Here is a 24,574-nt window from a genome sequence, read left to right as displayed (position 1 = left end):
AAAACTGACTAACCCTGTTTATTGAAATAATCCTTTGCCTTTTCAATAAATTGCTGCGCGGACGGATGATGAGCGGCCTCTTCTGTAAACAACAGAGAGGTCGTTCTTGTTGTTTGCTCAAGCGCTGGTATAAATCGGATGATAAGCTCGTTTTCTTCTATTAAATGGCGTCGCAAATACGACTCCGGCAGGAGCGTAGCTGTTTTGCAGGTAGATACGAGACGAATGATCGCTTCAAAGGAATCAATCTCCATCTTAACATCGGGATGTACCGCATATCGGTGAAACAGCTCATCCATTAGGACACGGTACCAGGTACCTCTGGAAAAGAGAATCATAGGCAGCTCGTGAAGATCGCTTATTTCTATGGAAGCTTTGTCTACGAACGGATGACCAATGGGCAGAACGAGACAGAGGTGATCATCGAACAAGGGGATGCACTGCAAGCCAGGATGCTCTATCTTGGAAGCAACTAGGCCAATATCGACTTTACGCTCCTTCACCATGGGTACAATTTCGTGAGTTTTTCCTGTAATAGCCTTGATATCGGTGTTCGGGTAATCCTTTGTATAGATGGTGATTAGATCCGGCAGTGTGGATTGCAGTGTGGTCAGGCTTGCACCAATAATGATGCTGGAAGGCTTGACCGCTGATTTGAACTCTTCAAGAGAGCGCTGGAGCTTACGCTCCAAGTGGCGCTGCTCTAATGCGTGCTCATAGCAAACTTGCCCTGCGCGAGTAAGCTCGAGCCGTTTGCCCTTACGGAGAAATAGCTCGACTCCTAGCTCCTCCTCCAATCGCATAATTTTGCGGGAGAGGGCAGGTTGGGATATGTTCAAGGATTGCGAGGCTTTATTCAAGCTTTCCATTTCAACAACGATGGCGAAGATATCCATATTTTCTGGCAACAGGTTAGCCTTCTTTCAAAAAGGAGATGATGATATTGTGATATTTATCCTTGCTTATGTCAAAAACGAATAACAGATTATAAACAATCGGCACTTCCATTATAAGCGATAAAAGAGTAGTATGTATATGTCACGCATCGTTCACATTTTTCGCATGATTCTGCATAAAAAAATGTCGATCCATGGAAAATAGGCATAGTGATTTTATTGACGCTTGTTTCCTGCGGGAGTACAATGAAACATGGTTTATTAACGTGTGACCCGGCTTTATTAAAATGAAGTATTTATTATTTAAGGAGGGAAAGGAATCCAATGTTTCGTAACTCGTATTTTTATCGTAAGCTGCATTCATTGCTTGGTGTCATCCCGGTCGGCTTCTTTTTGATCGAGCACCTGCTTACTAACTACAAGGCTTACAAAGGCGGACATGTTGCATTTCTAGAAAATGTACACTGGCTTCACGATCTGCCTCTAATGCTGGCGCTTGAGATCTTCGGAATCTGGCTGCCGCTTCTTTACCATGCCGTCTATGGCTTGTACGTTGCTTACACAGCACGTAATAATGTGTCGAATTACGGATATTTCCGTAACCAAATGTTCTTCTTACAGCGTGTTACAGGTGTTATCACGTTCTTGTTCGTGGCCTGGCATTTCTTTGAAACGCGCTTCCAGATTACATTGGGTAACGTAGCTCAGGACGCAATCGGAACACAGATGCATGCTATTGCATCGAATCCTGTTAATTTTGTTCTTTACTGTATTGGCATCGTGTCGGCTGTGTTCCATTTTAGCAATGGAATGTGGTCATTCCTGGTTAGCTGGGGAATCACTGTCGGCCCGAGAGCGCAACGCGTATCCACATATGTATGGATTGGTGTGTTTATTGTAATGTCAATTATGTTTATCATGTCTTTGTCGGCTTTCGTAGACCCGCAGTTCCAAACCGTGCCTAAGATGGCTCAAGGATAAGGAGGAGTGAACAACAATGGCTAATTCAAAAGTAATCGTGGTTGGTGGAGGCCTGGCAGGTTTAATGGCAGTCATCAAAGCCGCAGAAGCCGGGGTTCACGTCAACCTGTTTTCCTTGGTTCCTGTAAAACGATCCCACTCCGTTTGTGCCCAAGGTGGAATTAACGGAGCTGTTAATACAAAAGGTGAAGGTGACTCCACATGGGAGCACTTTGACGATACCGTGTATGGCGGCGACTTTCTAGCTAACCAACCACTGGTAAAAGCAATGTGTGACGCGGCGCCGGGTATTATCCACTTGATGGACCGGATGGGCGTTATGTTCAACCGTACACCGGAAGGTCTGCTTGATTTCCGCCGTTTCGGAGGAACACAATATCACCGTACTGCTTTTGCCGGCGCTACTACAGGTCAGCAGTTGTTATATGCATTGGATGAACAAGTACGTCGCTGGGAGACTGCTGGTCTTGTAACGAAGTACGAGCATTATGAATTTATGGGCGCTGTGCTTGATGATGATGGCGTATGCCGCGGCGTGTCTGCTCAGGATCTGCGTACCATGGAAGTGCACACGTTCGCAGCTGATGCTGTTATTTTGGCAACAGGCGGCCCTGGTATTATTTTTGGTAAAACAACGAACTCGGTTATCAATACGGGTACGGCAGCTAGTGCGGTTTATCAGCAGGGCGTATATTATGCTAATGGTGAGTTTATCCAGATTCACCCGACTGCTATTCCTGGGGATGACAAGCTGCGTCTGATGTCTGAATCTGCTCGCGGCGAAGGTGGTCGTATTTGGACTTATAAAGACGGCAAGCCTTGGTACTTCCTTGAAGAAAAATATCCGGCTTACGGTAACCTTGTGCCTCGTGATATCGCGACACGTGAGATTTTTGCGGTCTGTGTAGACGAGAAGCTGGGTATCAATGGCGAGAACATGGTATACCTTGACCTTTCCCATAAGGATCCGAAGGAATTGGATGTTAAGTTGGGTGGTATTATCGAAATCTATGAGAAGTTCATGGGTGATGATCCACGTAAAATTCCAATGAAAATCTTCCCTGCGGTTCATTATTCAATGGGCGGTATGTGGGTCGACTTTAACCAAATGACGAATATCCCAGGGTTGTTCGCCTGTGGTGAGTGTGAATACCAATACCATGGAGCTAACCGTTTGGGTGCGAACTCATTGTTGTCAGCTATTTACGGTGGTATGGTGACGGGTCCTAAGGCCATTGAATACATCAAAGGCTTAAGCAAGCATACCGAAGATATCTCTTCTTCTGTATTTGACCGTGAGAAGAAGAAGCAAACGGATAAATACGAGGGCCTCTTGAAAATGGATGGCACCGAGAACGCATATGTGCTTCACAAAGAGCTTGGCGAGTGGATGACCAACAATATGACGGTGGTTCGCTACAACAACAAGCTGCAGGATACATTGGATAAAATCAATGAGCTGAAGCAGCGCTACCGGAACATCAGCATGACGGATACGGCTCGTTGGAATAACCAAGGCGTGGCGTTCACTCGTCAGCTTTGGAACATGCTGGAGCTATCCCATGCTATGACATTAGGTGCACTGCAACGTAATGAAAGCCGCGGCGCGCATTACAAGCCTGAATTCCCTGAGCGGGACGATGATAACTTCCTGAAAACAACGAAAGCTAAGTGGGGCGCTGAAGGCCCGACTATCGAGTGGGAAGAAGTCGATGTATCGTTGATTAAACCGCGTAAACGCGACTATTCGACGGACAAGAAGAAGGGAGGAAGCTAATCATGGCCGAAACTACAACTGCAGGTAAGAAGGTCAAGTTTATCGTTACCCGCCAAGAATCGCCTGAAAGCAAGCCTTATACAGAGGAATTTGAAGTGCCGTACCGTCCGAACATGAACGTAATCAGCGCATTGATGGAAGTACAGCGGAACCCTGTGAATGTACAGGGAGGCAAGACCACACCTGTGTGCTGGGAATCGAACTGTCTGGAGGAAGTATGCGGAGCATGTTCAATGGTTATCAATGGCAAGCCGCGTCAAGCCTGTTCGGCGCTGATCGATAAGCTGGAGCAGCCTGTACGCATTGCGCCTATGAGTACGTTCCCTGTTGTTCGTGACCTTGTTATAGATCGTGAGCGGATGTTCAACGCATTGAAGCGGGTCAAAGCATGGATTCCTATCGATGGTACGTACGATCTAGGTCCAGGACCTCGTATGGCTGAATCCAAACGTCAATGGGCTTATGAGCTGTCCAAGTGCATGACCTGTGGCGTATGCCTTGAGTCTTGCCCGAACGTAAATGATAAAACATCGTTTATCGGACCTGCTGCTATATCCCAGGTTCGCTTGTTCAATGCTCATCCAACGGGTGAGATGAACGCAGAAGAGCGTTTGGAAACATTGATGGAGGACGGCGGTATCGAGGGCTGCGGTAACTCGCAGAACTGTGTACGCTCATGTCCAAAAGGCATTCCGTTGACGACTTCGATTGCAGCCATGAACAGAGATACAACTAAGCATTTGTTTAAACAGTGGTTGGGTATGTAATTGTAAAATTGAGCCCCGAATGGACTATCCCAGTCCATTTGGGGCTTTTTTTTACTCTTGTGTGCGTGTCCCAGGTGTGCTTTGCTGTGATGCATGGCGATGGGGCAAACCTATGCAAAAATCTATATGGTTTGGGTTTATTGAAGCTTACGCCTACACACTACACTACTTCGAACACGGTTTCCTTATATTCCTCTAAATGGTGGGGAGAGGAACTGAGGTACGCTATTTTGTTATGCACACGTGATCATTCAAGTGGAAGGGAACTACGATTCTCTATTTGCATCAGAATGTGGCATTTTGACAGGTTATACAAGAAATAACGCATCGTAGTTCCTCGCAATCATGAGTACGGTGGGATAGTAGAGGAGTAACGGAATGACGTTCCGTAAGCGAGAGCAAGAGCAAGAGCAAGAGCACTTCCCCAATTAGCAGTTAGAATAGATGAGGTGTTAACGATGTTTCCTTCCCAACCTAGAAGCATCCTTAGGGCGCGGATGCTTTCAATATTGCGTGTGCATGGCTATGAATGAATGCCGGTTCAAAGATCGGAGATAAGACAGAGTAAAGAACCGAAACAAGAGCCGATTAGTGATCGGTTATGAGGTAAGTTGTGGCGTTTTCTTGAGTATCAACAATTTAAAAAGAGAAATGTGAAAATCTGTATTGACCTTGTAATCTGCAAAGCTTATAATTTATTTAAACGTTTCAATTGAAACGTTTAAATAAGAATAAAAGGACATGATTCATGAATAAGAAACGCACGGTTACGATCGTTGATATTGCAGAAGCAGCTGCTGTCTCAATTGCTACTGTTTCCAATGTACTGAATCGGCGTAATGTACCGATAGCGGAGGAAACAATCCGTAAGGTGGAGAAGGCTGCGGAAGCGCTTGGTTATCGGCGCAACGCGATGGCTGCCAATCTAAGCCGTAGAAAGTCGAATGAGCTGGGATTGATTGTCCCTGGGTTTATCGGGTACTATGGGCGGTTCGCAGAGGAAATGGAGCGTACAGCACATCAGCATGGGTATCACCTGTCCGTATATTCTGCGGGAGGCTTTGACTCAGAGGTCGAGAAGCGGCATCTAGACGCTTTGCTGCAGCGCAGGGTTGACGGATTGTTTTGTCATGGTTTGGCTATGTCACCCGATACTACGCGAAAGATTGTCGGCGAAGGGACTCCACTAGTTTTGTTTAATGGCTGGAATTGGCCTCAGGATATCGCCGTCGGTGCAGTTAACCTTGATTTTTCCGAAGGCTGTGTGGAAGCGGTTAGGCATTTGTACGATCAGGGCTGCCGCAGTCTGTTCTACCTTAGCTCGGGAAGAGCACATGCTATCAATGAGCAGAGGGTAATCGGTTTTAATAAAGGATTGATTGAGTTAGAAGCTTCAGTTATTTCCGAAATCATTGAACTAGGTTTGCATGAAGTCCACAGCATTGTTCGTATGACACAAGAAATAAGCGGGGGATCGAAACCGATTGGTATTCTGGCTTTTGATGATTTGGTTGCATTGAGGTTTATGTCAGCTGTGGTGGAACAAGGATACAGGGTACCGTTGGATTACAAAATTGTTGGAATTAACAATGATAGCGTGTCCAGCGATTGTTATCCGCAGCTAACCACTTTGGACATCCCCTACAACCAGCAGGCTCAGTTAATGATCGCCTTGATGCTGCGACAGCTAGGTGAAGCTATAGAACCAAGCGATTGTGATAGTAAATCTGGAGGCGTGATACTGCCTAAGCTCGATGATGAGCATGAAGTGAAAATTCCGCTCACGCTAATCCCAAGGATGTCTACATCCCTGTAACTGTGAGGTTAAGTTATTTAAACAGCTTCTTAAAATGGACTGCATCTGCATTCATTTTAATAGATTATCTAACCATGAAGGAGCGAATTTGCAAATGTGGAAACAGGCTATTGAGCATGCTTTGCAAAAAACAAGAGAGAACATCGAGCGATTTGGTGATCAATTCCCTCATGTGAGTGAGAAAGGAAAGTATCTGCTTAATGACAATAACGAGTGGACTGACGGATTTTGGTCAGGTATCTTGTGGTTGTGCTATGAGTACAGCGGAGACGAAGTATTCAAAACAGCCGCCCAAAAAACAGTGGAAAGCTTCCGCAATCGGTTAGGAACGAACCAAAAATTAGATCATCATGATATTGGCTTCTTATATTCTTTATCCTCTAAAGCACAATGGATTATTGAGGGCAACGAAGATGCCAAGCATTTGACCCTTCAAGCTGCGGATGTACTGATGTCGCGCTGGAGAGCAAAAGGCGGGTATATTCAAGCCTGGGGCCCTGAAGGTGATCCGGAAAACGGGGGACGCATTATTATAGATTGCTTAATGAATCTGCCGCTTCTTTATTGGGCTTATGAACATACAGGCAAGGAAGAGTATAAAGAGGTTGCTGTAGCTCATGCTGACAAATCCCGGCGTTTCTTGGTGCGAGGGGACGATTCTTCCTACCATACCTTCTACTTTGATCAAGAGACGGGCGAAGCTATTCGCGGCGGTACTCATCAAGGATACACCGATGGTTCCACATGGACTCGCGGTCAAGCATGGGGAATTTACGGCTTCGCCTTATCATACCGCTATACGAAAAATCCTTTGTACCTAGAAACCTCCAAAAGATTGGCCAAATATTTTCTGGAGCGCCTGCCAGAGGATGATGTTGTGTATTGGGACTTCAATGTAGCTATTAATTCCGATACCAAACGGGATAGCTCAGCTTCAGCCATAACCGCGGCGGGGATTATCGAGCTTCTGACTCATCTGGAAGCAAGTGATCCAGACCGTAATTTATTGGAGGGTGGTATGCAGCGTTCTTTGCAGGGCCTCGTGAAGGGCTATTCGACAGTTGGGCAGCCTGCCGCAGAAGGACTGTTGGACCGTGGTTCTTATTCGGTTCGCGGCGGAGTATCTCCTGATGACTATGTGATATGGGGAGATTATTATTATTTGGAGGCTTTAGTGCGTTTGGATAAAGGAATTCAAGGCTATTGGTACGAGAGAAAATAGCAGGCTCAATTAAAGCAAAAACCTCCAACCTTGGAGGTTTTTGCTTATTCATTTAGTGATGATTAGAAAGCTCTTCTTCTTTATGACGAAGAAACTCTTTACCGTACTCCCCGTGGGGATGAATCGTAGCGTGCTCCATCTGGATGGTGGAGTGTTCGATCCCGTACTTTTCCTTCAATGTTTCATTGATAGCGAGTATGATGCAGAACGGTTGAATCTTCTCATTGATAAATACGTGAGCGGTTAGCGAGAAATGGTTCGAGGAAATAGCCCATAGGTGCATTTCGTGAACATCCTCTACACCTTCCACCTCGGCAATCGCATGACGGACCTCATCTAAGTTATATTGGGAAGGGACAGATTCCATTAGTATGAGGTAGGACTCTGTAATGATCTTCCAGCCTCCGGCAAAGATAATGCCGCCGATAATCATACTGATCAATGGATCGAACCACAGTAGGCCGGTAAAATAGATGAGAATAGCAGATATAATAACCCCTGCGGAGCTTAACAAGTCACCAATGAAATGCCATAGTGCGCTTTGCACATTCAAATTCTCTTCTTCCTTCATGCTGCGGCTAAGCACAAGCGTTAGTACCAGATTAACAACAAAACCGATCGATGCGATGATTAGCATTAGCTTGAAGTCAATGGGTTCAGGGTTGAAAAATCGGCGGATACCTTCCACAAAGATTCCGATGGATATGATGGCGAGTGCCAATCCGTTCAAGAATGAAGCTACGATCTCAAATCTTAAATAACCAAACGTAAATCTGGCGTTGGGCTGCCTTGTGGCCAAATAAATAGCTACCATGCTAAGTCCAAGAGCTAGGACATCAGATATCATATGAGCGGAGTCCGATAGAAGGGCTAGTGAGTTAGAGAGTAAACCTCCGATAATTTCAACAATGGTGAAAAACAAGGTTAAAAATAAGGTAATCCACAAAGTCTTCTTGGATTTCGATTGTTCTTTAACATGATGTAAATGATGATAATCGTACATATAAATCACCTCCGTATGAATTTGTCTATGTTCGAGTTATTATACGTCAAGGTCCGTATTTTGGCAAATACTTTAATTGATAGCGATTTTCAGCCATTTGAGACGATTTATCATTGTTTTGATAAGGTTTATCAGCGATATGATAGGTTTTCTCAACAATTCGATAATTGTTATCAATATAAAGAGAACTTTTATCAATTAGAGGAGCATCTTTCGAAAATAATAGAGCGCTTTCAAATTTGTTACACAATTGAAATATTACTGTTATCGTTTTAACATGTTTTGGGAGTATTATAATAAACAAGACCCCCTTTTTAATATAAACTCTTGAAGACCCGCCCCGTTGGCGGGTCTCTTTTTTTGTCTAAAATAACCCTTATGGAGCAAGGATTCATGAGGATTGAGGCTTTACATTAGTTCTTAGAACTTTTGTGAGGTCTCTTTTTTACGATTGGGTAAATTTAAGGGGAATTCCATTCAATGAAACGTACATATGTTTGCTGACATATAGATGTCAATACCATAGTGTAAACTGGGGAAAAAATGTTGTAAAATGAACAAGCAATGGATCTTGTGTAGGATGACATAGGTCTTGAGGCATAATTTTGAAATTGGGGCGATGGGATTTCATCGCCAGAAAACACCACTTGGGGCGAGGGTACCGTCATAAGAAATAGATCGAGATCAAGCAATTTAGTTAGAAAAGCCCCGTTATGTATGGTAAAGTGAGATGTCAGCTACCATTGCCACACAGTGGAACAAGCTGCAGATAAAATGCCATTTGTAAACGGAGTGAAAAGTATGAAGTGTAGAAAAATGATTTGTTTGTTTATTATTTCCATCCTATTTTTCGGGGGCTTGGATCTTTGTGCAGGAGTTGTAAATGCTAATGACTCGCATGAATTTAAAGAAGGCGATTCCCTTGTAAATCTCCTTAAAGATGGGGATGGAAAGGAGCGCATTTATAAATTCACACCCGGCAACAAAATTACGGCCACTAATACTAAACTTCGCTTGTTTATCAATGCAAGTGAAATCGATTCCTCAGAGTATACGGTTGATTATGAAAGCTACGCCATAACTATGCGTAAAGCTCCCGATAGAGGAGCCGAAGTCTCAATTAAATACTTAATAAGCCCTACATTTGAATGGGAAGAAGGAAAGTCAGGTGTAGCCCAAATTGGAAATGCTCTGTCTAACGGAGATGGTTCAACAAGAGTTTTTAAATTAACTACAAATTATAGTATAAACTCTAGTAAAAATGTCAGTTTATACATTGATGGGATCAAAATTTCCGCCTCTGAATTCACCTTTAATTATGAGAATAATACAGTAACTATATTAGAAAAACGCCGAGCACCGAGCGCGAAGTCGAAAATTTACTTTTATTTTCCTAAATCTGCTATTATCGGTACCCAATCATCTTCTGGTGAAACAACAGCAAATCATCCATCAACAAACAATCCGCCAGCTAATAGTTCATCGGGTGGAGTTGTAGATTCATCCCCAATTAAAGCGGTAGAACCACAATTTCAAGTACCTAGTGGAGCAAGCTTTCCTGGCAATATTACGATAAAGTCGGATGGTACTTTCACTGCTAATATGAATGTTACAACCATGCAGCCGACCTATACTTCATACTTAATGGTCAGAAATGCAAATGGGAAAGTAGTTAGAAGAATCGAAATTAACGCGAATAACCCTTCACCCTTTTCGCTGAGCAAACTTGGGCTGCCTTCCGGTGGATATTACTTTTATTTGAAAACAGTCAATCAATCAGGTAGCTTGGCAGCATCTATACCTCAATTTGTTCCGATCAACAATGAACATCCAAATATTCAAGTGTTTATTGGAGGTCAAAAGCAAGCTTATGAGCAACCACCTGTAAATTTGAGTGGTAGTGTACTCGTTCCGCTCCGTGCTATTTTCGAATCGCTTGGAGCAAAAGTAGAATGGGAAAGCTCCAGCCAAACTGTTACTGCAACAAGAGAAGGTAGAACCATTTTATTAACTATTGGCTCTAATATTGCTTATGTGAATGGGGCTCCTATAACATTGAATGTAGCTCCACAATTAATAAATGGAAACACAATGGTTCCTGTTCGATTCGTTAGCGAGGCTCTTGGCGGAATTGTAAAGTGGGACGAGACTTCTAAGTCGGTTGTTGTTTTTCAAAACCAGCCATCTATCCCTACATCTGCTGAAAGCGAACAGGCTCCAATTGAGGAAGTTGTACAAGTACAATCTGAACCGTCTAGTTCTTCGCCTATTTTAGGAAAAATATCGAAAGGTATTACCGATTCTTCTGATATCGTTTTTGTAATTGACGTTACAGCTAGTATGGGTGGTGTTATAGACTATGTAAAAGAAACGGTTAAAAGCTTCGCGGATTCCGTCCCATCCGGTTCTAATTTTGCTATCGTTGCTTATCGAGATATTAATTATGTGGACCTTGATAATAGGGATTTGGAGTTTTTTCAATTCACTAACGATAAAGATTTGTTAAAGGCTAATTTAGATACATTAGTGGCTTCTGGCGGAGGAGATCTGGATGAATCCGGACTGGAGGCGATTCATATGGCAGTTAATAAGTTATCGGAAAGCACTAACTCCAAAAGAATCATCTTTATAACCGATGCCCCAGTTCACGATAAAGGCACCTCACAAGGAATGGCCGGATTCTTTCTTGAACAAATTATTACTGAGTTGCAAACGAATAATGTTATTTTTGATGCTATCGCACCAAACAGCGGATTAGGCTATGAGCAAATTATTCAGCTTGTTGAAGGTAATAAAGGCTCCCTATACGATATTAATGATGCCACTACAATGCTATTAAACTAAGGCACCTCAACAATATCACCGCCGGCCATGCAGCCTGCAGTACTCCAACGTTTTAAATCTTAATTACAGTAGCCCTCAACTTGATGACAAGGTGGGGGCTGTCTGTGTAGCTTCAGAATTAAATACTGTTGGCATAGTTGAAAAGTTTACTGGTGATTGTGTGAAAAGAAGCGGGCAACTTTTGTGAGGGGAAATTGTAAAGTATGGATCAGATGAAGAGGAAGTATTTATTAGAGCTAGGAGGGGTGAAAAAATGAGCAGCGACGATGACGGTTAAGGAAGATAATTGTTAGAAAATAAAATAGCTATTTCATTTATGTGAAAAGAATATTATTCGTGAAAAGAATTTATTTCTTCTACGTTTCTTTTTTGATCTAGGAATAAACAGCTCTTCCTCAGCTGATTTCTCTGAAATATCTGATTTAGATAATAATAATGCTAATTCTTCATTTGTAATTCCTTGAGAATTCATCTGATACACACCCTTTGAAGTAATACCAATTAGCTTATCATATTTTTGAATGAAATAATGTGTCAGATCACACGTTTTGATTGAATAGGATTTTTCCTAACAGAAGTTTTCATTGTAAGGAAGAACACGACATGATATCCTGATTTTGACAGAAAAAGAAGGGGATATTGAAATGAACCCAAGACAGCAAGCTGGCAAGATGGACAAGGAAATTACAAAACGACTTCAGCTCGATTATTTGCTTCATTTGCCCGCTGGTTACGGAGAATCCGATCATAAATGGCCGCTTATTTTATTTTTGCATGGACGTGGTGAGCGTGGCTCTGATCTGAATCTTCTCAAAAAGTACGGTATCCCGAAGCTCGTTGAGGAGCAGGATGATTTTCCCTTTATAACGGTTTCGCCACAATGTCCAGACACTACATTATGGTCACAGGAAAATGAATTGCTTCACGCTCTACTGGATGACATCATTGCAAACTATGCAGTAGATGAAAATCGTATTTATGTCACAGGCATTAGCATGGGCGGTTTTGGGACATGGAATGTGGCTGCAGCTAATCCGGGCCGATTCGCTGCGATTGCACCGATTAGCTCCACTGGTCCAACGGATAAACTTCACCTACTCAAAGATGTTCCTGTCTGGGTGTCTCACGGTGGGAAAGATACGACGGTACCCGTTGAGCAGGCGGAAGCATTAATTGAAGCGCATCGCGCCGTAGGCGGTAATCCGAAGCTGACGATTTATCCAGAGGGCGGTCATGCCGATTTAGTATGCGCTTTTACGGAGATGGAACTATATGAGTGGTTTTTGAAGCATAGTCTGGCTAAATAAATTTAATTCCTTAGTAGCAAATTACCTAGACTCACGCCCCGTTGGCTGGGTTCTTTTTTTGTGTTTAAGAGAAAGTCCTAATATGCAGGGGTATTAGTTTGATCCTGTAAGATTGAAATGGCTGTTGGTAAAAAATACACTCCCTGCTATCAAGCGGGGAGTGTATTCATTCACATTTATGCATTAATTATATCATTCAATCATAACTACATCACCTGAGCTACCAGAAGCAGGAAGTACTAAGAATTTCCCATTGATGATTAATGGCGCCTGTGCGAAGCTTTTAGGAATAGGGTATTTCTTGAGGATATCCCCGGATGTAGAGTCGAGTGCAAGCATTTCTCCTTTAAGAGGTTTAAAATTTGAACTTGAACTTGAGTCTTCTTCTACCCATCTCCCGATGTAGATCACCTGGTTGTGATATGTAGGTTTGGAGTTCACATAAAATATTCGCCTGGCAAACGTAGGAGTGCCAATCTGTTTACTCCACTGGAGATTTCCGTTTTCCGGACTTATTGCATATAAGAATCCGTCTTTATGATTCGTAATATAAAGGGTATCCTCGCTAAAGGCAATGCCGGATCGAGCTACACCAACATTTTCATTCGTTATAAATTTCCAGAGCAGTTCTCCAGTTTCTATATCACAAGCTTCCACTTCTCCGAAGGTACCAACAGCTATGACTTTGTCGCCCCAAATATGTAACGAAGAGTGAATATTACCCGTTTCCCAGCTTTTGATGGTTTCACCATTTGCAGCATTGTAAATATAAATACTTCCGGGTATGGCAACGAAGATATTTTCTCCGACTATATGTAGAGTAGGTTCAGAATAGGAAAACATAGATTGATGATTCACCCAGACTTCTTCCTGGGTTTCTACATTGATTGCCTTTAACTCATTATGGTCTGTGAATATTAGCAAATTATCATATGTGCCCATGGAATGCAGGTCAAGATTTTCTGAATCTTTTTGCAATTTCTTGAACCAAGCTAATTGTCCAGAGTCTGCTTCGAGTACATACAGGGTATCTACTTTTGTATAGCAGATATAGGTACCCACAATTACAGGAGTAGAGATTTGTACTGAATCATCAGGTGTAGTATGCTCCCATTTTAAATTTCCAGTCGATGTTTCAATGGCTAGCAAGCTACTGCTTGTATTAATAAATGTTATATCTTTGTAAGCAATGGGCGCTATTAAAGGATAACCGTCAAGTGTTTTACTCCAAAGAGTATGCTCAAGTTTTATATCGCTGGATACCGCTGTGGGTGGTGCTTGAAATTGTTGTACTTGTCCGTCAAGTATTAGGGGCGATTCAGCATTAGAGATTGTTTCATTAGGAGCAGCAGTACATATGCCAGATACAATCTCAGAAAGAATTAATACAAAAATAACAATTGTAATTGACTTTAAATTCATGGAGTATTACACCTTTCAATCCATTATGGAATAGTAACTTAAAAAAAGGATATATGTTCATCATATCACGAAAAAGATAACATTTGTGTAAGCTTATGCTAACTTATAGTAGAGAAGCAGAATGGTCCACTATGCCACTATTTTACTAACAATTTCAAATAAACAGAGACCTCTCAGCATTCTGAGGGGTCTCTATCTGCATCTCTCATAAAATCAGATCGGCCTATACAGGCTTCACCCATACCTGATCTAAGCCGCCTGACAGAAGGCGGCGCTGCTGGGCCTGGTCCAGATGCGGGTAATCCTCGTACTGATGCATACCTCGCGATTCAGTGCGATTTAACGCAGATGTATACATCCATCGGGAGACGGCAGCCATAGCTGTTGCTTCACGGAATTTGACCTCCTGCCGACCCGTGGGCGCGGAGGTAGAGCGGATGTTTTTCCAGACTTCATGCAGATTAGACAAGGAGCTGTGCAGCTTGGCTTCGGAGCGGAAAAAGTTTTTATCATAGGGCATGACTTCGTCTTGAACAGCACGAATGATATCGGTATTATGCACGTCCTGGTAGGTTCGCTCACCTGATCCAGCCTCGGTGGTACCTGCCAGTCCTTTGAAATTGCGCTTCCTACCATGCTGTCCTAGTGTTGACGCAAACTGTGCGGCAGCTTGACCCGAGAAGACACCGGAGGACATTGCCCAAGCCGCATTATGGCTGCCACCGCCAGAGAAGCCGCCTGCTATATGCTCCCGAGTAGCAGCATCCCCTGCAGCATACAGACCAGGGACGCGTGTCGCGCAGGTCTGGTCGAGGATATTGATTCCACCCGTCCCGCGAACGGTCCCTTCCAAGCGCAATGTGACAGGGAAACGATCCCTGAACGGATCAATCCCCAATCGATCAAAGGCGAGAAAAAGATTAGGCTGGCTCTTCCGCATCTGCGGCTGCTGGGCTTCGCTGGCTTTATCGAATTTGCAATAAATAGGATGATTTTTTAATTTTTTGGCAATAGCGGATTGGATTGTAAAGATTTTGGCAGGCACAATTACATCTTCCGCTGCCTCCGTTCCCTCAACAAGTGAACCATCTTCATAGGTGTAGGAGCCATACGAGAAGAACGCATTCTTAGTGACTGAGGAATTAGCAGCGCAGATGCCGTAAGTGTTGGAGAATTCCATACCTGATAGCTCAGCGCCTGCTTCCACAGCCATTAATAAGCCATCGCCTGTCAGTACATTACAGCCGAGTGCTTTGCTGAGGAAGGCGCAACCACCAGTTGCTATGATGACTGCGTTAGCTTTTACACTCCACCGTTCCCCGCTGTCCAACAAGATACCGGCTGCTCCGCATACGCCTTCATCATCCGCAAGAAGCTCGGTTGCCGGGCAGTGGTCCATTATTTTTACTCCTGCTCGCTTCACGCGCGAACGCATCATTTTCATATATTCAGGTCCTTGAAGTGAGTAGATCGTGTCTCCCGCTTGATTATAATGAAAGGGAAATTTCCAAGCTTCCAGTCGAGACCTATTCACAACGGTTTGTGCAAGTACTGGATTCAAATAAGCATGGTCCGACAGAAAACCGCCAAGTCTATGACGATCTTGCATCGCCTTCTCGTGAAGCTCAGGATCGGGATGGGCCACCCAGATATTATTGCCTGACGGAGCAGTTGCTCCGCTAGTACCGCAATAGCCTTTGTCGGCCAAAATGACGGATGCCCCTGCTTCTGCAGCAGCAACAGCCGCCCAAGTGCCGGCAGGCCCACCTCCCAGAATGAGTACATCTGCTTCTAGGGAACGTTCTTTGTCCTTGGAATGGTTGGTCATGAGTTGTCTCCTTTGCCAAATGGGTAATATAAAAAGACGCGTTTCAATAGAAACGCATCTCCATGGGTATGGTCGATTAGTTGTAATGCATTCATACTACTATCCATGGAAGAGAGGTGTCAATATCTTTTCCGATTATTTTTATAGGAATTAAAGAAATTGGTTGACGTTATTCATCCTGAGGTGATAATCTATGGATATAAAAGTTTTATCCATACAATTCCTATGGTTTAACTAAGTTTTAAATATCCCGATCTTAACATCATAATAGGTGACTACCGTACGTACGGAGACACTTCTTCTCTTATCTAAGAGTGGGGTGTCTTTTTTTATATGAAAAGGAGGTGGCAGCATGATTGAAATCATCAGCGAAAGCAAATGCATCCAGTGCAACATGTGTGTATCTGCTTGTCCAACTAATGTCTTTGACAAGACAGTGAATGGAATTCCTGTCATTGCGCGACAAAGCGACTGCCAGACTTGTTTTATGTGTGAGTTGTACTGCCCTGCTGACGCTTTGTTCGTGGATCCAAATCCTGAACCACAGAGCATGCTGGACGAAGCTGAATTACAGAGACGAGGGGTGCTTGGCAGCTATCGAGCTGTGGTAGGCTGGGCAGTTAACAACCGAAAACCAGTTCTTGAATTCAAATAAATAGAGAAATTACTGATTGAAATTTTTTTGAATGCTCCGTACTTTTGAAAAGGGGATGACCGTTATGACTGAACCATTATTGAAAATCGAAAACTTAAACAAAACATTTCAATCTAACAAAGGCTTCGTTCAAGCACTTAACAACATTCAGCTTCAGGTCAAGGAAGGCGAGTTCATAACCGTCATTGGCCCAAGCGGCTGCGGAAAGAGCACATTGCTTAAGATCATCGCAGGATTGGATGTCCAGTACAACGGAGATGTAAGACTCGGCGGGCAGTCGATCAAAGGTCCCGGCATCGATAAAGGTTTTATTTTTCAAGAACCGCGATTGTTTCCATGGCTTACAGTTGAGAAAAATATTGCTGCCGATCTCTCGCTGCGAGACTCTGAAGTGCGTAAGAAGGTGGATGAACTCATCGAGCTTGTTCGGTTGGAAGGCTTCCAAAAGTCGTACCCAAGAGAGCTTTCTGGGGGGATGGCGCAGCGGGTAGCTATTGCAAGAGCATTGCTGAGAAATCCTAAAGTGCTGCTGCTCGACGAGCCCTTCGGGGCGTTGGATGCATTCACAAGAACACATATGCAGGAAGTGCTTATCGATATTTGGCAAAAAAATAAAACGACAATGATCTTCGTTACCCACGACATCGATGAAGCGATTTATCTTGGGAACCGTGTTGTGATCCTTAAACCGCGTCCAGGAGCTATTCGTAATATTGTTTCCATTGATTTGCCATTACCTAGGAAAAAAACAACGACCTCTTTTCAACAGCTGCGTTTGAAGGTGCTTAACGAATTCGAGAGGATAGAAGAACTGGAGTTAATAGATAGCTCAGGTATTTAGAACTGAAGCGGAGCGGGGGGATCAAGATGAGCCGGCAAAGGCAATTAGCAGCAGTTGATTTGGAATATGTGCAAAAGCCCGTCTTTTCAGAAAAAAAGCAAAGAATTATTCAGCGGATAACACGTTTTGTACTTGGAGCGCTGGTTCCGGTGCTGCTTTTGATCGCGTGGCAAATTCTTGGTGATCTAGGCATCATTTCATCATTGCTGTTTCCGACACCGCTGCGGATATTTCAAGCAGGTATCCGGTTAATTCAGACGGGCGAGCTGTATGACAATATGAAAATTAGTCTAATACGCGCTATATCCGGATTTCTAATGGGGGGAGCCTTAGGACTTGCTTTTGGCGTACTAGTGGGCTTGTTCCGTAGCTCAGAAAGAACGTTGGACCCAACGGTACAGATGATACGCATGGTGCCGCATTTGGCTATAGCCCCGCTGTTCATATTATGGTTCGGCATTGGAGAAACGGCCAAAATTCTGCTGATCGCCAAAGGAGCCTTTTTTCCTCTCTACATTAATACGTTTATAGGCATTCGAAGCGCTGATAACAAGCTGTTCGATGTGACGAGAGTGCTTGGTTTCAGCAAATGGAAGCAGATCATACGTCTGATTTTACCGGCTGCGCTGCCCAATATTCTACTTGGCGTTCGCATATCGTTGGGTGTAGCTTGGCTCGGTCTGGTTGTAGCCGAGTTGATGGGTTCAACGGCAGGGATCGGTTATCTGATGTCGGATGCCAGACAGTTCTCCAAGACGCCGATTGTGTTCGTTGGTATTCTGATCTTTGCAGCATTCGGTATTCTCTCCGATTCATTGGTACGGTTGCTTGAACGGAAGTGGCTATCTTGGCGCGAAAGTTACAATGGACGATAAGCCGATCTTACGATGCAAGCTTTCTTGGCTAGAACCAATATGTATATGCCTTTGAAGAAAGCTTGTTTTGAGCTAATCAATTGAGGAGGAAGGAATTTATGAGCAATGGAGTCAAAGTGCTAATACAACGGCCGCAGTCTAGAGATAGAACGGATCGGACTGAACTGCTGCTCCTTCGGAACAAATGGTTTAGGGAAAAAATAAACGATTTTGCCATCGGGTCGATACTGCCCGTATTGATTGTGGTGATGTGGCAAGTACTTGGAGATTTAGGCGTGTTTTCCTCCTCGTTCCTACCAACGCCAATCAGTATTGCGTCCGAATTTCAGAAGCTGATCCTTTCAGGAGAATTAGTTCAGCACTTATCGATTTCACTGCAACGGGCTCTTGTGGGCTTCCTGATTGGAGGGGTCTTAGGACTTGTGTTCGGGATTTTCGTTGGATTTGCGCAACGGCTGGAATTTATGCTGGATCCTTCGTTTCAGATGCTGCGGATGATACCTCATTTGGCGTTGGCTCCGTTGATCATTCTGTGGTTTGGATTTGGAGAAGTTTCCAAAATATTCATTATTGCGAACGGCGCTTTTTTTCCCATGTATATTAATACGTTTATAGGGATTCGCAATGTGGATCGCAAGTTTTTTGAAGTGGCTCAAGTTCTCAATTTCAGTAAAACGAAACAAATTTTTCGATTGATTCTTCCGGCTTCCTTGCCGGGCATTTTGTTAGGATTACGTTTATCTGTATCCATTTCCTGGCTGGGTCTTGTCGTAGCGGAGCTAATTGGCTCACAGGCCGGCATTGGTTTCCTTATTAATTACGGTAAGCAAACCTCTAGTGTGGAGCTCATTTTTGTAGGGGTCATTATATTTGCTGTTATTGGCAAGCTTGTGGATTCTGGAGTTCGTTTGTTGGAGAGTAAGTGGCTAAGCTGGAGAGATAGCTTTCAAGGTTGATTTAATCAGTTAAAAGGGGAGAAGTACAATGAAAAAGGGACAAAACAAGCATGGTTTTCATAAGAGTCGTTACGTGGGGGGATTGCTGGCGTTAGTTTTTATTATGTTGTTTACTCAAGCTTGCGGTAGTGTGGCACAACAGACGCCTTCAACCGGAGCTGCTTCTACTGCGTCTACGGTGGGGAAGGGTCCGACAACATTAAATTACGGATATATCGGGACAAGTAAGTTGAATTTCCCAAGTGGGGCCGAAGGTTGGGGGTTTTACAAAGGTATCATTCAAGAGGAATTGAAAAAGCACGGTATCACTGATGTGAAATTAACTGCATTTCCGAACGGACCGGATCTAAGTGAATCGTTAATCAGCGGTCGTCTGGATGTTGGCAGCTTGGGGGACACACCGGCTATTCTGTCCAGATCGACAGGTGCCAAAACACGTTTTATTACGCAAGGATCGACTAGCAGTATTGGCTATTTAATTGGTAAAAAGAACGGTCCCCAGACGTTAGCTGAGTTAAAAGGCAAGACGGTTGCTACACAAAAAGGTTCATTCCACCATCGTTACCTGGCAGGATTGTTGAAAGAGAATAATATGACAGATGTAAAAATTGTACATTTGCTTCGCGTTGATGCAGAAGCTGCGCTCGCTCGAGGTGAGATCGATGCGATGACCAATACGGATGTATTTGCACTCAAACAGATCGATCAGGGTTATCCCTTAATCGACGATGCAACGAAGCATACGAACTTGCTCGGAACAAGCGCAACGGTCACGACTGAAGACTATTTAAGTAAAAAAGCGGATTTCCCTAAGATTTGGAATGAAATTCGATTGAAAGTTTTGAATGACCTGAAGACGAAGCCGGATGAGTATTACAAATTTTTGGCGGAGTTGAACAATTCAACGCCGGAGCTTATGCAGAAGGTAAGCCCAATCAGTAATATTAAGGATGTTCCCTTTACGGATGAAGGCATTAAGCTGCTGGAAGGCACCAAAAAGTTTCTAGTAGACGAGAAGTTAGCGGAGAAAGATTTTGATCTGAATCAATGGATTTTGAAATAACTTTATAGCTGTCGCTGAGCAGGTCGCTGGCTGTAAGAACTTCAAGGGGGTAGGTGGCATATGAGTTCATCCCAAATCAATCAAATGGAAGCTGATGTGTTGGTACTTGGCGGGGGGCCGGCAGGCGCATGGGCAGCCTGGAGCGCAGCCAAGCAGGGTGCCAGAGTCATACTGGCTGACAAAGGCTATCTGGGCTCGAGCGGAGCTACAGCACCGGGAGGAACCAACTTACTATACCTTCCACCTGATCGTGAGCTGCGGGAGAAGGCCGTGCAGCAGAGGTATCGGGAAAGCGGCTATTTGGCGGAGCCGGAGTGGATTCATCGAGTGTTGGATCAAGTGTATGAGAGCCTCGTGTTGGTCGATGGTTGGGGGTATCCATTCAGACGTGACGAGGATGGTGTACCATTGAGGGATCATCTGCAAGGACCTGAATATATGAAGCTGATGCGCCGGCAGGTGAGCAGAGCAGGCGTGCGCATCCTTGACCAGTCGCCTGCGTTGGAGCTGTTGGTGGATGAGCATGGCGTAGGAGGAGCTCGCGGTATTTCTCGTCTGGATGGAGGAGAATGGGAGGTACGTGCTAATGCGGTCGTTATTGCGACCGGGGGCTGCGCCTTCTTAAGTAAAGGACTCGGATGTAATGTGCTCACAGGAGATGGTCTGCTGATGGCGACGGAGCTTGGAGCCGAGCTGTCGGGAATGGAATTCACCCGTCAATATGCACCGAGTGTTGCCTACGGTACGGTCACACGCGGAAGACTTCTGAACTGGGCGACGTATACGTCGGAGGATGGTACGGTTCTGCAAGGAGGGGGACCGAGGGCTGGCGATTTTCTACCGACTATGCTGAGTAAAGGACCCGTTTACGCAGTGCTTAATCATGCGGATACGGAAGAGAAGCGGCAAATTTTGCGAAAATCGCATGCGATTTTCTTCTTGCCCTTGGATCGTGCGGGTATCGATCCATTCACCCAGCGTTTTCCTCTGACGCTGCGCTATGAAGGGACGGTTCGCGGCACGGGCGGCATACGCTTGACGAACGAGGAATGCGCCTCCACCGTCCCTGGACTGTACGCAGCGGGAGATGCGGCTACCCGTGAACGTGTCACGGGAGCGAAATCCGGTGGCGGCGCGTTCAACGCCTCCTGGGCGATCTCCTCCGGCACATGGTCCGGTGCCGGTGCGGCGCGGTTCGCGCTGGCCCAGGGGCGCAGCGCGACCGCGCGGAAGTTGCAACCTGCCGGACGCTACGGCTTGGCAGGCCGCAACCAGTCGCCGGAGGAGATTGACTCGGCGGCGATGGTGAAGGCTGTCCAGCAGGAGGTGTTTCCGCTGGACATTAATTATTTCCGCAGCGAGCCTGTGCTGCGTCAGTCGTTGGAGCGCCTGCATAGCCTGTGGGCAGGCGTGCGGGGAGCGGTGCGGCCTACGATCCAGGACCGCTTGCGGACACGAGAAGTCGCAGCGATGATCGCGACGGCCAGATGGATGTACACGGCCGCGCTGGAAAGAAGAGAAACGCGCGGATTGCACATGCTCCAAGAGTATCCGGCAACTGAACCTGCCCTACAGCATCGCCTTATCGTGTCAGGCATTGATCATATTCGGGTTCATGCGGAGCAATTGAGAGAACAGCAGCTTGGACAGGAGGTAGTGCCCGGATGATAGAATTTGTAAGCTCAGATCGATGCGTCCAGTGCACGCTGTGCGTGAAAGTATGCCCAACGAATGTGTTCGATAAAGGTGAGGATGGGATTCCGGTCATTGCTCGTCAAGAAGATTGCCAGACCTGCTTTATATGCGAAGCCTATTGCCCTGTGGATGCGCTCTACGTTGCTCCGTATGCAGATCCTCTGGAAGCGGCTCCTATTGAGGCACAATTAGTTGCGAACAACGTATTGGGCAGCTGGAGGGAGACCATCGGCTGGGGTAAAGGACGAACTAAGCTTGCCGAGATCGATACGACTCCGTTCATTGATCGCATTTTACCTCCTAAGCGCACGGGTTGATGAGTTTTTTTGTATTTATCCAAGATGGATTTGTATAAAATGGCTTAACTGGAAAAGCTCCATCTAATGCAGCACTCATTGGCGAAAATACTGCGAGGGGTGAATTTAGCTTGATTTCCCGCTATTGGTGGCTATGAACCCACTTTGCCAATCTTTAACTGGAGTTTCTCCCGTCAATCATTTAATCTTAAAATTATGGAATAAGCCGAAATTGACGTGTTCGTCGAATTCGTTTTTTTTGCTATTTATGTACTTGAAGCTCATTGGTTTCTTTGGCAAGATACGGAAGTATGTTAAAGTTAAAGAATAACAGTAGTAAATGGTGTACTTGAGGAAAGGGTCTAAAGGTATTAAATTTTTAAATTAGGGCTCGTAAAAAATGTTAGCATTGGGCGCAATATTAATTATAAGTTATACGGGGAAATGCTTCATGTAAAGTTCAGAATAGCTTTAGATTTGACGTAGATAGGGGAGTTTTTATGATAAAGCTCAAAAATAAAAATCCATTATGGTTTAATATACTTGCTCTCATAGTGGTGCTTGTTCAAATAACGAGTATCATTTTGTATAAGGAGTATTATTATCAAACAGGCGATGTAAAAGGTATAAACCCTCTGTTTCTATCTCAGCTTGTTATGGCTATCTTTTTAGGGGCGTATAGTTTTAAGGAATGGAAAAGAAAACGTGGATACGGCTATCTTTTTCTGATTTTAGCACTTATGTTTGTCTATTTATCTGTGCAAACATTCAAGCTATACGGATGGAAATAGAGTGGCTAGGGCCGACACATTGTTATAATTTACCGACACAAGTCCAGATTGCGAAACGCAATCGTTATTCTCACGTATACAAGAACAAAGCGTGATTATAGCGTTGGGGGAGGGTGTTTAGTATGAGTAGTGAAACGGTTGTCCAGAATCCGAATCCAAAGAACATTTCTAGATCCATTATAGGTCTTATTGTAGTAGTTGCTATAGTTCTGCTCGGGTTTCAATCCTATACTATTGTAGAAGCGGGTCATCGCGGTATTGTATTGCAATTGGGGGCGGTACAGCCGCAGGTATTAGAAGAAGGGCTGCATTTTAGAATACCCTTTATTCAAAAAGTAATTCCGGTAGAAATTCGAGTGCAAAAGGCTGAATCGAGCCAGGTGTCCGCAAGCCGAGACTTGCAAACCGTCACTACAACATTGGCAGTGAACTACCACTTGGATGGAGTTGCTGTTAATAATCTTTACCGGACGGTAGGTATGGAATATAAAGCACGTGTCGTTGACCCCGCAATCAGTGAGGCGTTGAAAGGAATTACAGCCCAATACACGGCAGAGGATCTCATTGCCAAACGTTCAGAAGTCAGTGCGAAGGTAAAAGATGCGTTGGCCAGTAAGCTAGGTTTGTATAATATGGTGCTGGATGAAATCAATATTACAGAGTTTAAGTTCTCGGAGGAATTCGACCGCGCTATTGAGCAGAAGCAAATCGCTGAACAACAAGCGCTTAAGTCCAAGCTTGATCTAGAACGAATTAAGATCGAGAAGGAGCAGGAGATTACTCGAGCACAAGCGCAAGCAGAAGCTTTAAGACTTCAAAAGCAAGAGGTTACCGCGGAGCTTATCAAGCTAAGGGAAATTGAGGCTCAATTAAAAGCCATTGAGAAGTGGAATGGCGCTTTGCCTAATGTAACAGGCGGAGCCACTCCGTTTATCAATGTGAAATAATCTATATAACAAAATAAGGACTATTAATAAAAAAACCGTGTGACTGAAAGCAGTCGCTCGGTTTTTTGTTATAATATCAGAATTAATAAGTTTTCAGCTTCACAATGCAGCACTTATTACCATCTTCTACGTCTTCCTTCCAGCAGAACAATCACGAGTAAATTTTACCATCTTCTACGTCTTCCTTCCAGCAGAACAATCACGAGTAAATCGAAGAGAACAAGAGGAAGGATGAAAGGGAAGAAGGAAGTGTGCGCTTGCTTGCCGTCTCTGAAGGATGAAACTTTCAGATACACTTTTTTCTTATCAACTTTGACAATTTGTCCCCTGTAAGTACCACGTTTCGTTTTTATTGATACATATTTATTTAGGTGCATTTTGCATTTCTTATAGTTTGATAGAGCTTGCATAAGTATCCCCCCCATTCTAGTAAGTGTTACAAGCTAGTATATGATTTGGAAATGAGAAGAGTGTGGGTTTCTATTGCTAATTAGGGATTAACTGCAAATTTTGTTTGTCATGTATGGCATCCAATGAAATAATAGGAAAGTGCTTGTCTATGCCGAATATACATAAATTTTAGAACAAAAGG

General features: G+C 44.3%; 21 protein-coding genes. 16 read left to right on the top strand and 5 right to left on the bottom strand.

What is annotated here, in order from left to right; genetic code table 11:
* Nucleotides 1–8: 8 nt before the first annotated feature.
* Nucleotides 9–896: a LysR family transcriptional regulator gene (locus GC093_RS06115; RefSeq protein ID WP_171651047.1), complete on the bottom strand. Its 888-nt coding sequence runs from the start codon at nt 894–896 to the stop codon at nt 9–11.
* A gap of 324 nt (nt 897–1,220) precedes the next feature.
* On the opposite strand from GC093_RS06115, the gene GC093_RS06110 reads away from it, so the two are divergent.
* The 5 genes from GC093_RS06110 (at nt 1,221) to GC093_RS06090 (ending at nt 7,459) form a co-directional block, all read left to right on the top strand.
* Entirely contained in the window at nt 1,221–1,877 is a 657-nt protein-coding gene (locus tag GC093_RS06110; RefSeq protein WP_171650980.1) for a succinate dehydrogenase cytochrome b558 subunit, read from the top strand.
* A 16-nt stretch (nt 1,878–1,893) separates the two neighbouring features.
* A complete protein-coding gene (sdhA, locus tag GC093_RS06105; protein ID WP_171650979.1) occupies nt 1,894–3,654 on the top strand; it encodes a succinate dehydrogenase flavoprotein subunit in 1,761 nt (586 codons plus the stop codon).
* Nucleotides 3,655–3,656: 2 nt separating this feature from the next.
* Nucleotides 3,657–4,421, top strand: coding sequence for a succinate dehydrogenase iron-sulfur subunit (gene sdhB, locus GC093_RS06100; protein ID WP_171650978.1), 765 nt, complete (start codon nt 3,657–3,659; stop codon nt 4,419–4,421).
* A 748-nt stretch (nt 4,422–5,169) separates the two neighbouring features.
* Nucleotides 5,170–6,237, top strand: a complete 1,068-nt coding sequence (locus tag GC093_RS06095; RefSeq protein ID WP_171650977.1) for a LacI family DNA-binding transcriptional regulator — start codon at nt 5,170–5,172, stop codon at nt 6,235–6,237.
* A 94-nt stretch (nt 6,238–6,331) separates the two neighbouring features.
* Nucleotides 6,332–7,459 (top strand): glycoside hydrolase family 88 protein, encoded by a 1,128-nt coding sequence (locus GC093_RS06090; protein ID WP_171650976.1) that lies wholly within the window; start codon nt 6,332–6,334, stop codon nt 7,457–7,459.
* 52 nt (nt 7,460–7,511) lie between these two features.
* On the opposite strand, the gene GC093_RS06085 is transcribed toward GC093_RS06090, so the two are convergent.
* Entirely contained in the window at nt 7,512–8,462 is a 951-nt protein-coding gene (locus GC093_RS06085; RefSeq protein WP_171650975.1) for a cation diffusion facilitator family transporter, read from the bottom strand.
* A gap of 753 nt (nt 8,463–9,215) precedes the next feature.
* Here GC093_RS06085 and GC093_RS06080 point away from each other — a divergent pair.
* Nucleotides 9,216–11,306 carry a stalk domain-containing protein gene (locus GC093_RS06080; protein WP_312886465.1) on the top strand — a complete coding sequence of 697 codons (2,091 nt, stop codon included), beginning with the start codon at nt 9,216–9,218 and terminating at the stop codon, nt 11,304–11,306.
* A gap of 310 nt (nt 11,307–11,616) precedes the next feature.
* Here GC093_RS06080 and GC093_RS06075 read toward each other — a convergent pair whose 3' ends face one another.
* Nucleotides 11,617–11,778: a hypothetical protein gene (locus GC093_RS06075; protein ID WP_171650974.1), complete on the bottom strand. Its 162-nt coding sequence runs from the start codon at nt 11,776–11,778 to the stop codon at nt 11,617–11,619.
* Nucleotides 11,779–11,950: 172 nt separating this feature from the next.
* Between GC093_RS06075 and GC093_RS06070 the strand changes: the two genes are divergently transcribed.
* The gene (locus tag GC093_RS06070) at nt 11,951–12,613 is read left to right on the top strand and encodes a carboxylesterase family protein (protein ID WP_246313667.1); all 663 of its coding nucleotides are present in this window, start codon (nt 11,951–11,953) and stop codon (nt 12,611–12,613) included.
* Between the two features lie 192 nt (nt 12,614–12,805).
* Here the strand turns inward: GC093_RS06070 and GC093_RS06065 are convergent, their stop codons facing one another.
* Nucleotides 12,806–14,035: a PQQ-binding-like beta-propeller repeat protein gene (locus tag GC093_RS06065; RefSeq protein ID WP_171650973.1), complete on the bottom strand. Its 1,230-nt coding sequence runs from the start codon at nt 14,033–14,035 to the stop codon at nt 12,806–12,808.
* 223 nt (nt 14,036–14,258) lie between these two features.
* Complete coding sequence (locus GC093_RS06060; RefSeq protein ID WP_171650972.1) at nt 14,259–15,863, bottom strand: FAD-dependent oxidoreductase; 1,605 nt, start codon at nt 15,861–15,863, stop codon at nt 14,259–14,261.
* Between the two features lie 352 nt (nt 15,864–16,215).
* Here GC093_RS06060 and GC093_RS06055 point away from each other — a divergent pair, with 352 nt between their 5' ends.
* The 9 genes from GC093_RS06055 (at nt 16,216) to GC093_RS06015 (ending at nt 23,982) form a co-directional block, all read left to right on the top strand.
* A complete protein-coding gene (locus tag GC093_RS06055) occupies nt 16,216–16,518 on the top strand; it encodes a 4Fe-4S dicluster domain-containing protein (RefSeq protein WP_171650971.1) in 303 nt (100 codons plus the stop codon).
* Between the two features lie 64 nt (nt 16,519–16,582).
* Complete coding sequence (locus tag GC093_RS06050) at nt 16,583–17,359, top strand: ABC transporter ATP-binding protein (RefSeq protein WP_171650970.1); 777 nt, start codon at nt 16,583–16,585, stop codon at nt 17,357–17,359.
* A gap of 26 nt (nt 17,360–17,385) precedes the next feature.
* Complete coding sequence (locus GC093_RS06045; RefSeq protein WP_171650969.1) at nt 17,386–18,234, top strand: ABC transporter permease; 849 nt, start codon at nt 17,386–17,388, stop codon at nt 18,232–18,234.
* 98 nt (nt 18,235–18,332) lie between these two features.
* Nucleotides 18,333–19,190, top strand: a complete 858-nt coding sequence (locus tag GC093_RS06040; protein WP_171650968.1) for an ABC transporter permease — start codon at nt 18,333–18,335, stop codon at nt 19,188–19,190.
* A 28-nt stretch (nt 19,191–19,218) separates the two neighbouring features.
* Nucleotides 19,219–20,253: an ABC transporter substrate-binding protein gene (locus GC093_RS06035; RefSeq protein WP_246313659.1), complete on the top strand. Its 1,035-nt coding sequence runs from the start codon at nt 19,219–19,221 to the stop codon at nt 20,251–20,253.
* A 60-nt stretch (nt 20,254–20,313) separates the two neighbouring features.
* Nucleotides 20,314–21,921, top strand: coding sequence for an FAD-dependent oxidoreductase (locus GC093_RS06030; RefSeq protein ID WP_171650967.1), 1,608 nt, complete (start codon nt 20,314–20,316; stop codon nt 21,919–21,921).
* Nucleotides 21,918–22,265, top strand: a complete 348-nt coding sequence (locus GC093_RS06025) for a 4Fe-4S dicluster domain-containing protein (protein WP_171650966.1) — start codon at nt 21,918–21,920, stop codon at nt 22,263–22,265. Before GC093_RS06030 ends, GC093_RS06025 begins: the two co-directional genes overlap by 4 nt.
* 479 nt (nt 22,266–22,744) lie before the next feature.
* Complete coding sequence (locus GC093_RS06020; RefSeq protein WP_171650965.1) at nt 22,745–23,035, top strand: hypothetical protein; 291 nt, start codon at nt 22,745–22,747, stop codon at nt 23,033–23,035.
* Between the two features lie 122 nt (nt 23,036–23,157).
* Nucleotides 23,158–23,982: a prohibitin family protein gene (locus tag GC093_RS06015; RefSeq protein WP_171650964.1), complete on the top strand. Its 825-nt coding sequence runs from the start codon at nt 23,158–23,160 to the stop codon at nt 23,980–23,982.
* The last annotated feature ends 592 nt before the right edge of the window (nt 23,983–24,574 follow it).

The sequence above is a fragment of the Paenibacillus foliorum genome, assembly GCF_013141765.1.
Lineage (GTDB): Bacteria > Bacillota > Bacilli > Paenibacillales > NBRC-103111 > Paenibacillus_S > Paenibacillus_S foliorum.
This window is presented reverse-complemented; position numbering and strand designations above follow the sequence as displayed.

What these genes read in the sequence shown, in the direction of transcription:
- GC093_RS06115 (WP_171651047.1), bottom strand. Translation starts at nt 896, where the DNA reads ATGGATATCTTCGCCATCGTTGTTGAAATGGAAAGCTTGAATAAAGCC.
- GC093_RS06110 (WP_171650980.1), top strand. Translation starts at nt 1,221, where the DNA reads ATGTTTCGTAACTCGTATTTTTATCGTAAGCTGCATTCATTGCTTGGT.
- sdhA (WP_171650979.1), top strand. Translation starts at nt 1,894, where the DNA reads ATGGCTAATTCAAAAGTAATCGTGGTTGGTGGAGGCCTGGCAGGTTTA.
- sdhB (WP_171650978.1), top strand. Translation starts at nt 3,657, where the DNA reads ATGGCCGAAACTACAACTGCAGGTAAGAAGGTCAAGTTTATCGTTACC.
- GC093_RS06095 (WP_171650977.1), top strand. Translation starts at nt 5,170, where the DNA reads ATGAATAAGAAACGCACGGTTACGATCGTTGATATTGCAGAAGCAGCT.
- GC093_RS06090 (WP_171650976.1), top strand. Translation starts at nt 6,332, where the DNA reads ATGTGGAAACAGGCTATTGAGCATGCTTTGCAAAAAACAAGAGAGAAC.
- GC093_RS06085 (WP_171650975.1), bottom strand. Translation starts at nt 8,462, where the DNA reads ATGTACGATTATCATCATTTACATCATGTTAAAGAACAATCGAAATCC.
- GC093_RS06075 (WP_171650974.1), bottom strand. Translation starts at nt 11,778, where the DNA reads ATGAATTCTCAAGGAATTACAAATGAAGAATTAGCATTATTATTATCT.
- GC093_RS06070 (WP_246313667.1), top strand. Translation starts at nt 11,951, where the DNA reads ATGAACCCAAGACAGCAAGCTGGCAAGATGGACAAGGAAATTACAAAA.
- GC093_RS06065 (WP_171650973.1), bottom strand. Translation starts at nt 14,035, where the DNA reads ATGAATTTAAAGTCAATTACAATTGTTATTTTTGTATTAATTCTTTCT.
- GC093_RS06060 (WP_171650972.1), bottom strand. Translation starts at nt 15,863, where the DNA reads ATGACCAACCATTCCAAGGACAAAGAACGTTCCCTAGAAGCAGATGTA.
- GC093_RS06055 (WP_171650971.1), top strand. Translation starts at nt 16,216, where the DNA reads ATGATTGAAATCATCAGCGAAAGCAAATGCATCCAGTGCAACATGTGT.
- GC093_RS06050 (WP_171650970.1), top strand. Translation starts at nt 16,583, where the DNA reads ATGACTGAACCATTATTGAAAATCGAAAACTTAAACAAAACATTTCAA.
- GC093_RS06045 (WP_171650969.1), top strand. Translation starts at nt 17,386, where the DNA reads ATGAGCCGGCAAAGGCAATTAGCAGCAGTTGATTTGGAATATGTGCAA.
- GC093_RS06040 (WP_171650968.1), top strand. Translation starts at nt 18,333, where the DNA reads ATGAGCAATGGAGTCAAAGTGCTAATACAACGGCCGCAGTCTAGAGAT.
- GC093_RS06035 (WP_246313659.1), top strand. Translation starts at nt 19,219, where the DNA reads ATGAAAAAGGGACAAAACAAGCATGGTTTTCATAAGAGTCGTTACGTG.
- GC093_RS06030 (WP_171650967.1), top strand. Translation starts at nt 20,314, where the DNA reads ATGAGTTCATCCCAAATCAATCAAATGGAAGCTGATGTGTTGGTACTT.
- GC093_RS06025 (WP_171650966.1), top strand. Translation starts at nt 21,918, where the DNA reads ATGATAGAATTTGTAAGCTCAGATCGATGCGTCCAGTGCACGCTGTGC.
- GC093_RS06020 (WP_171650965.1), top strand. Translation starts at nt 22,745, where the DNA reads ATGATAAAGCTCAAAAATAAAAATCCATTATGGTTTAATATACTTGCT.
- GC093_RS06015 (WP_171650964.1), top strand. Translation starts at nt 23,158, where the DNA reads ATGAGTAGTGAAACGGTTGTCCAGAATCCGAATCCAAAGAACATTTCT.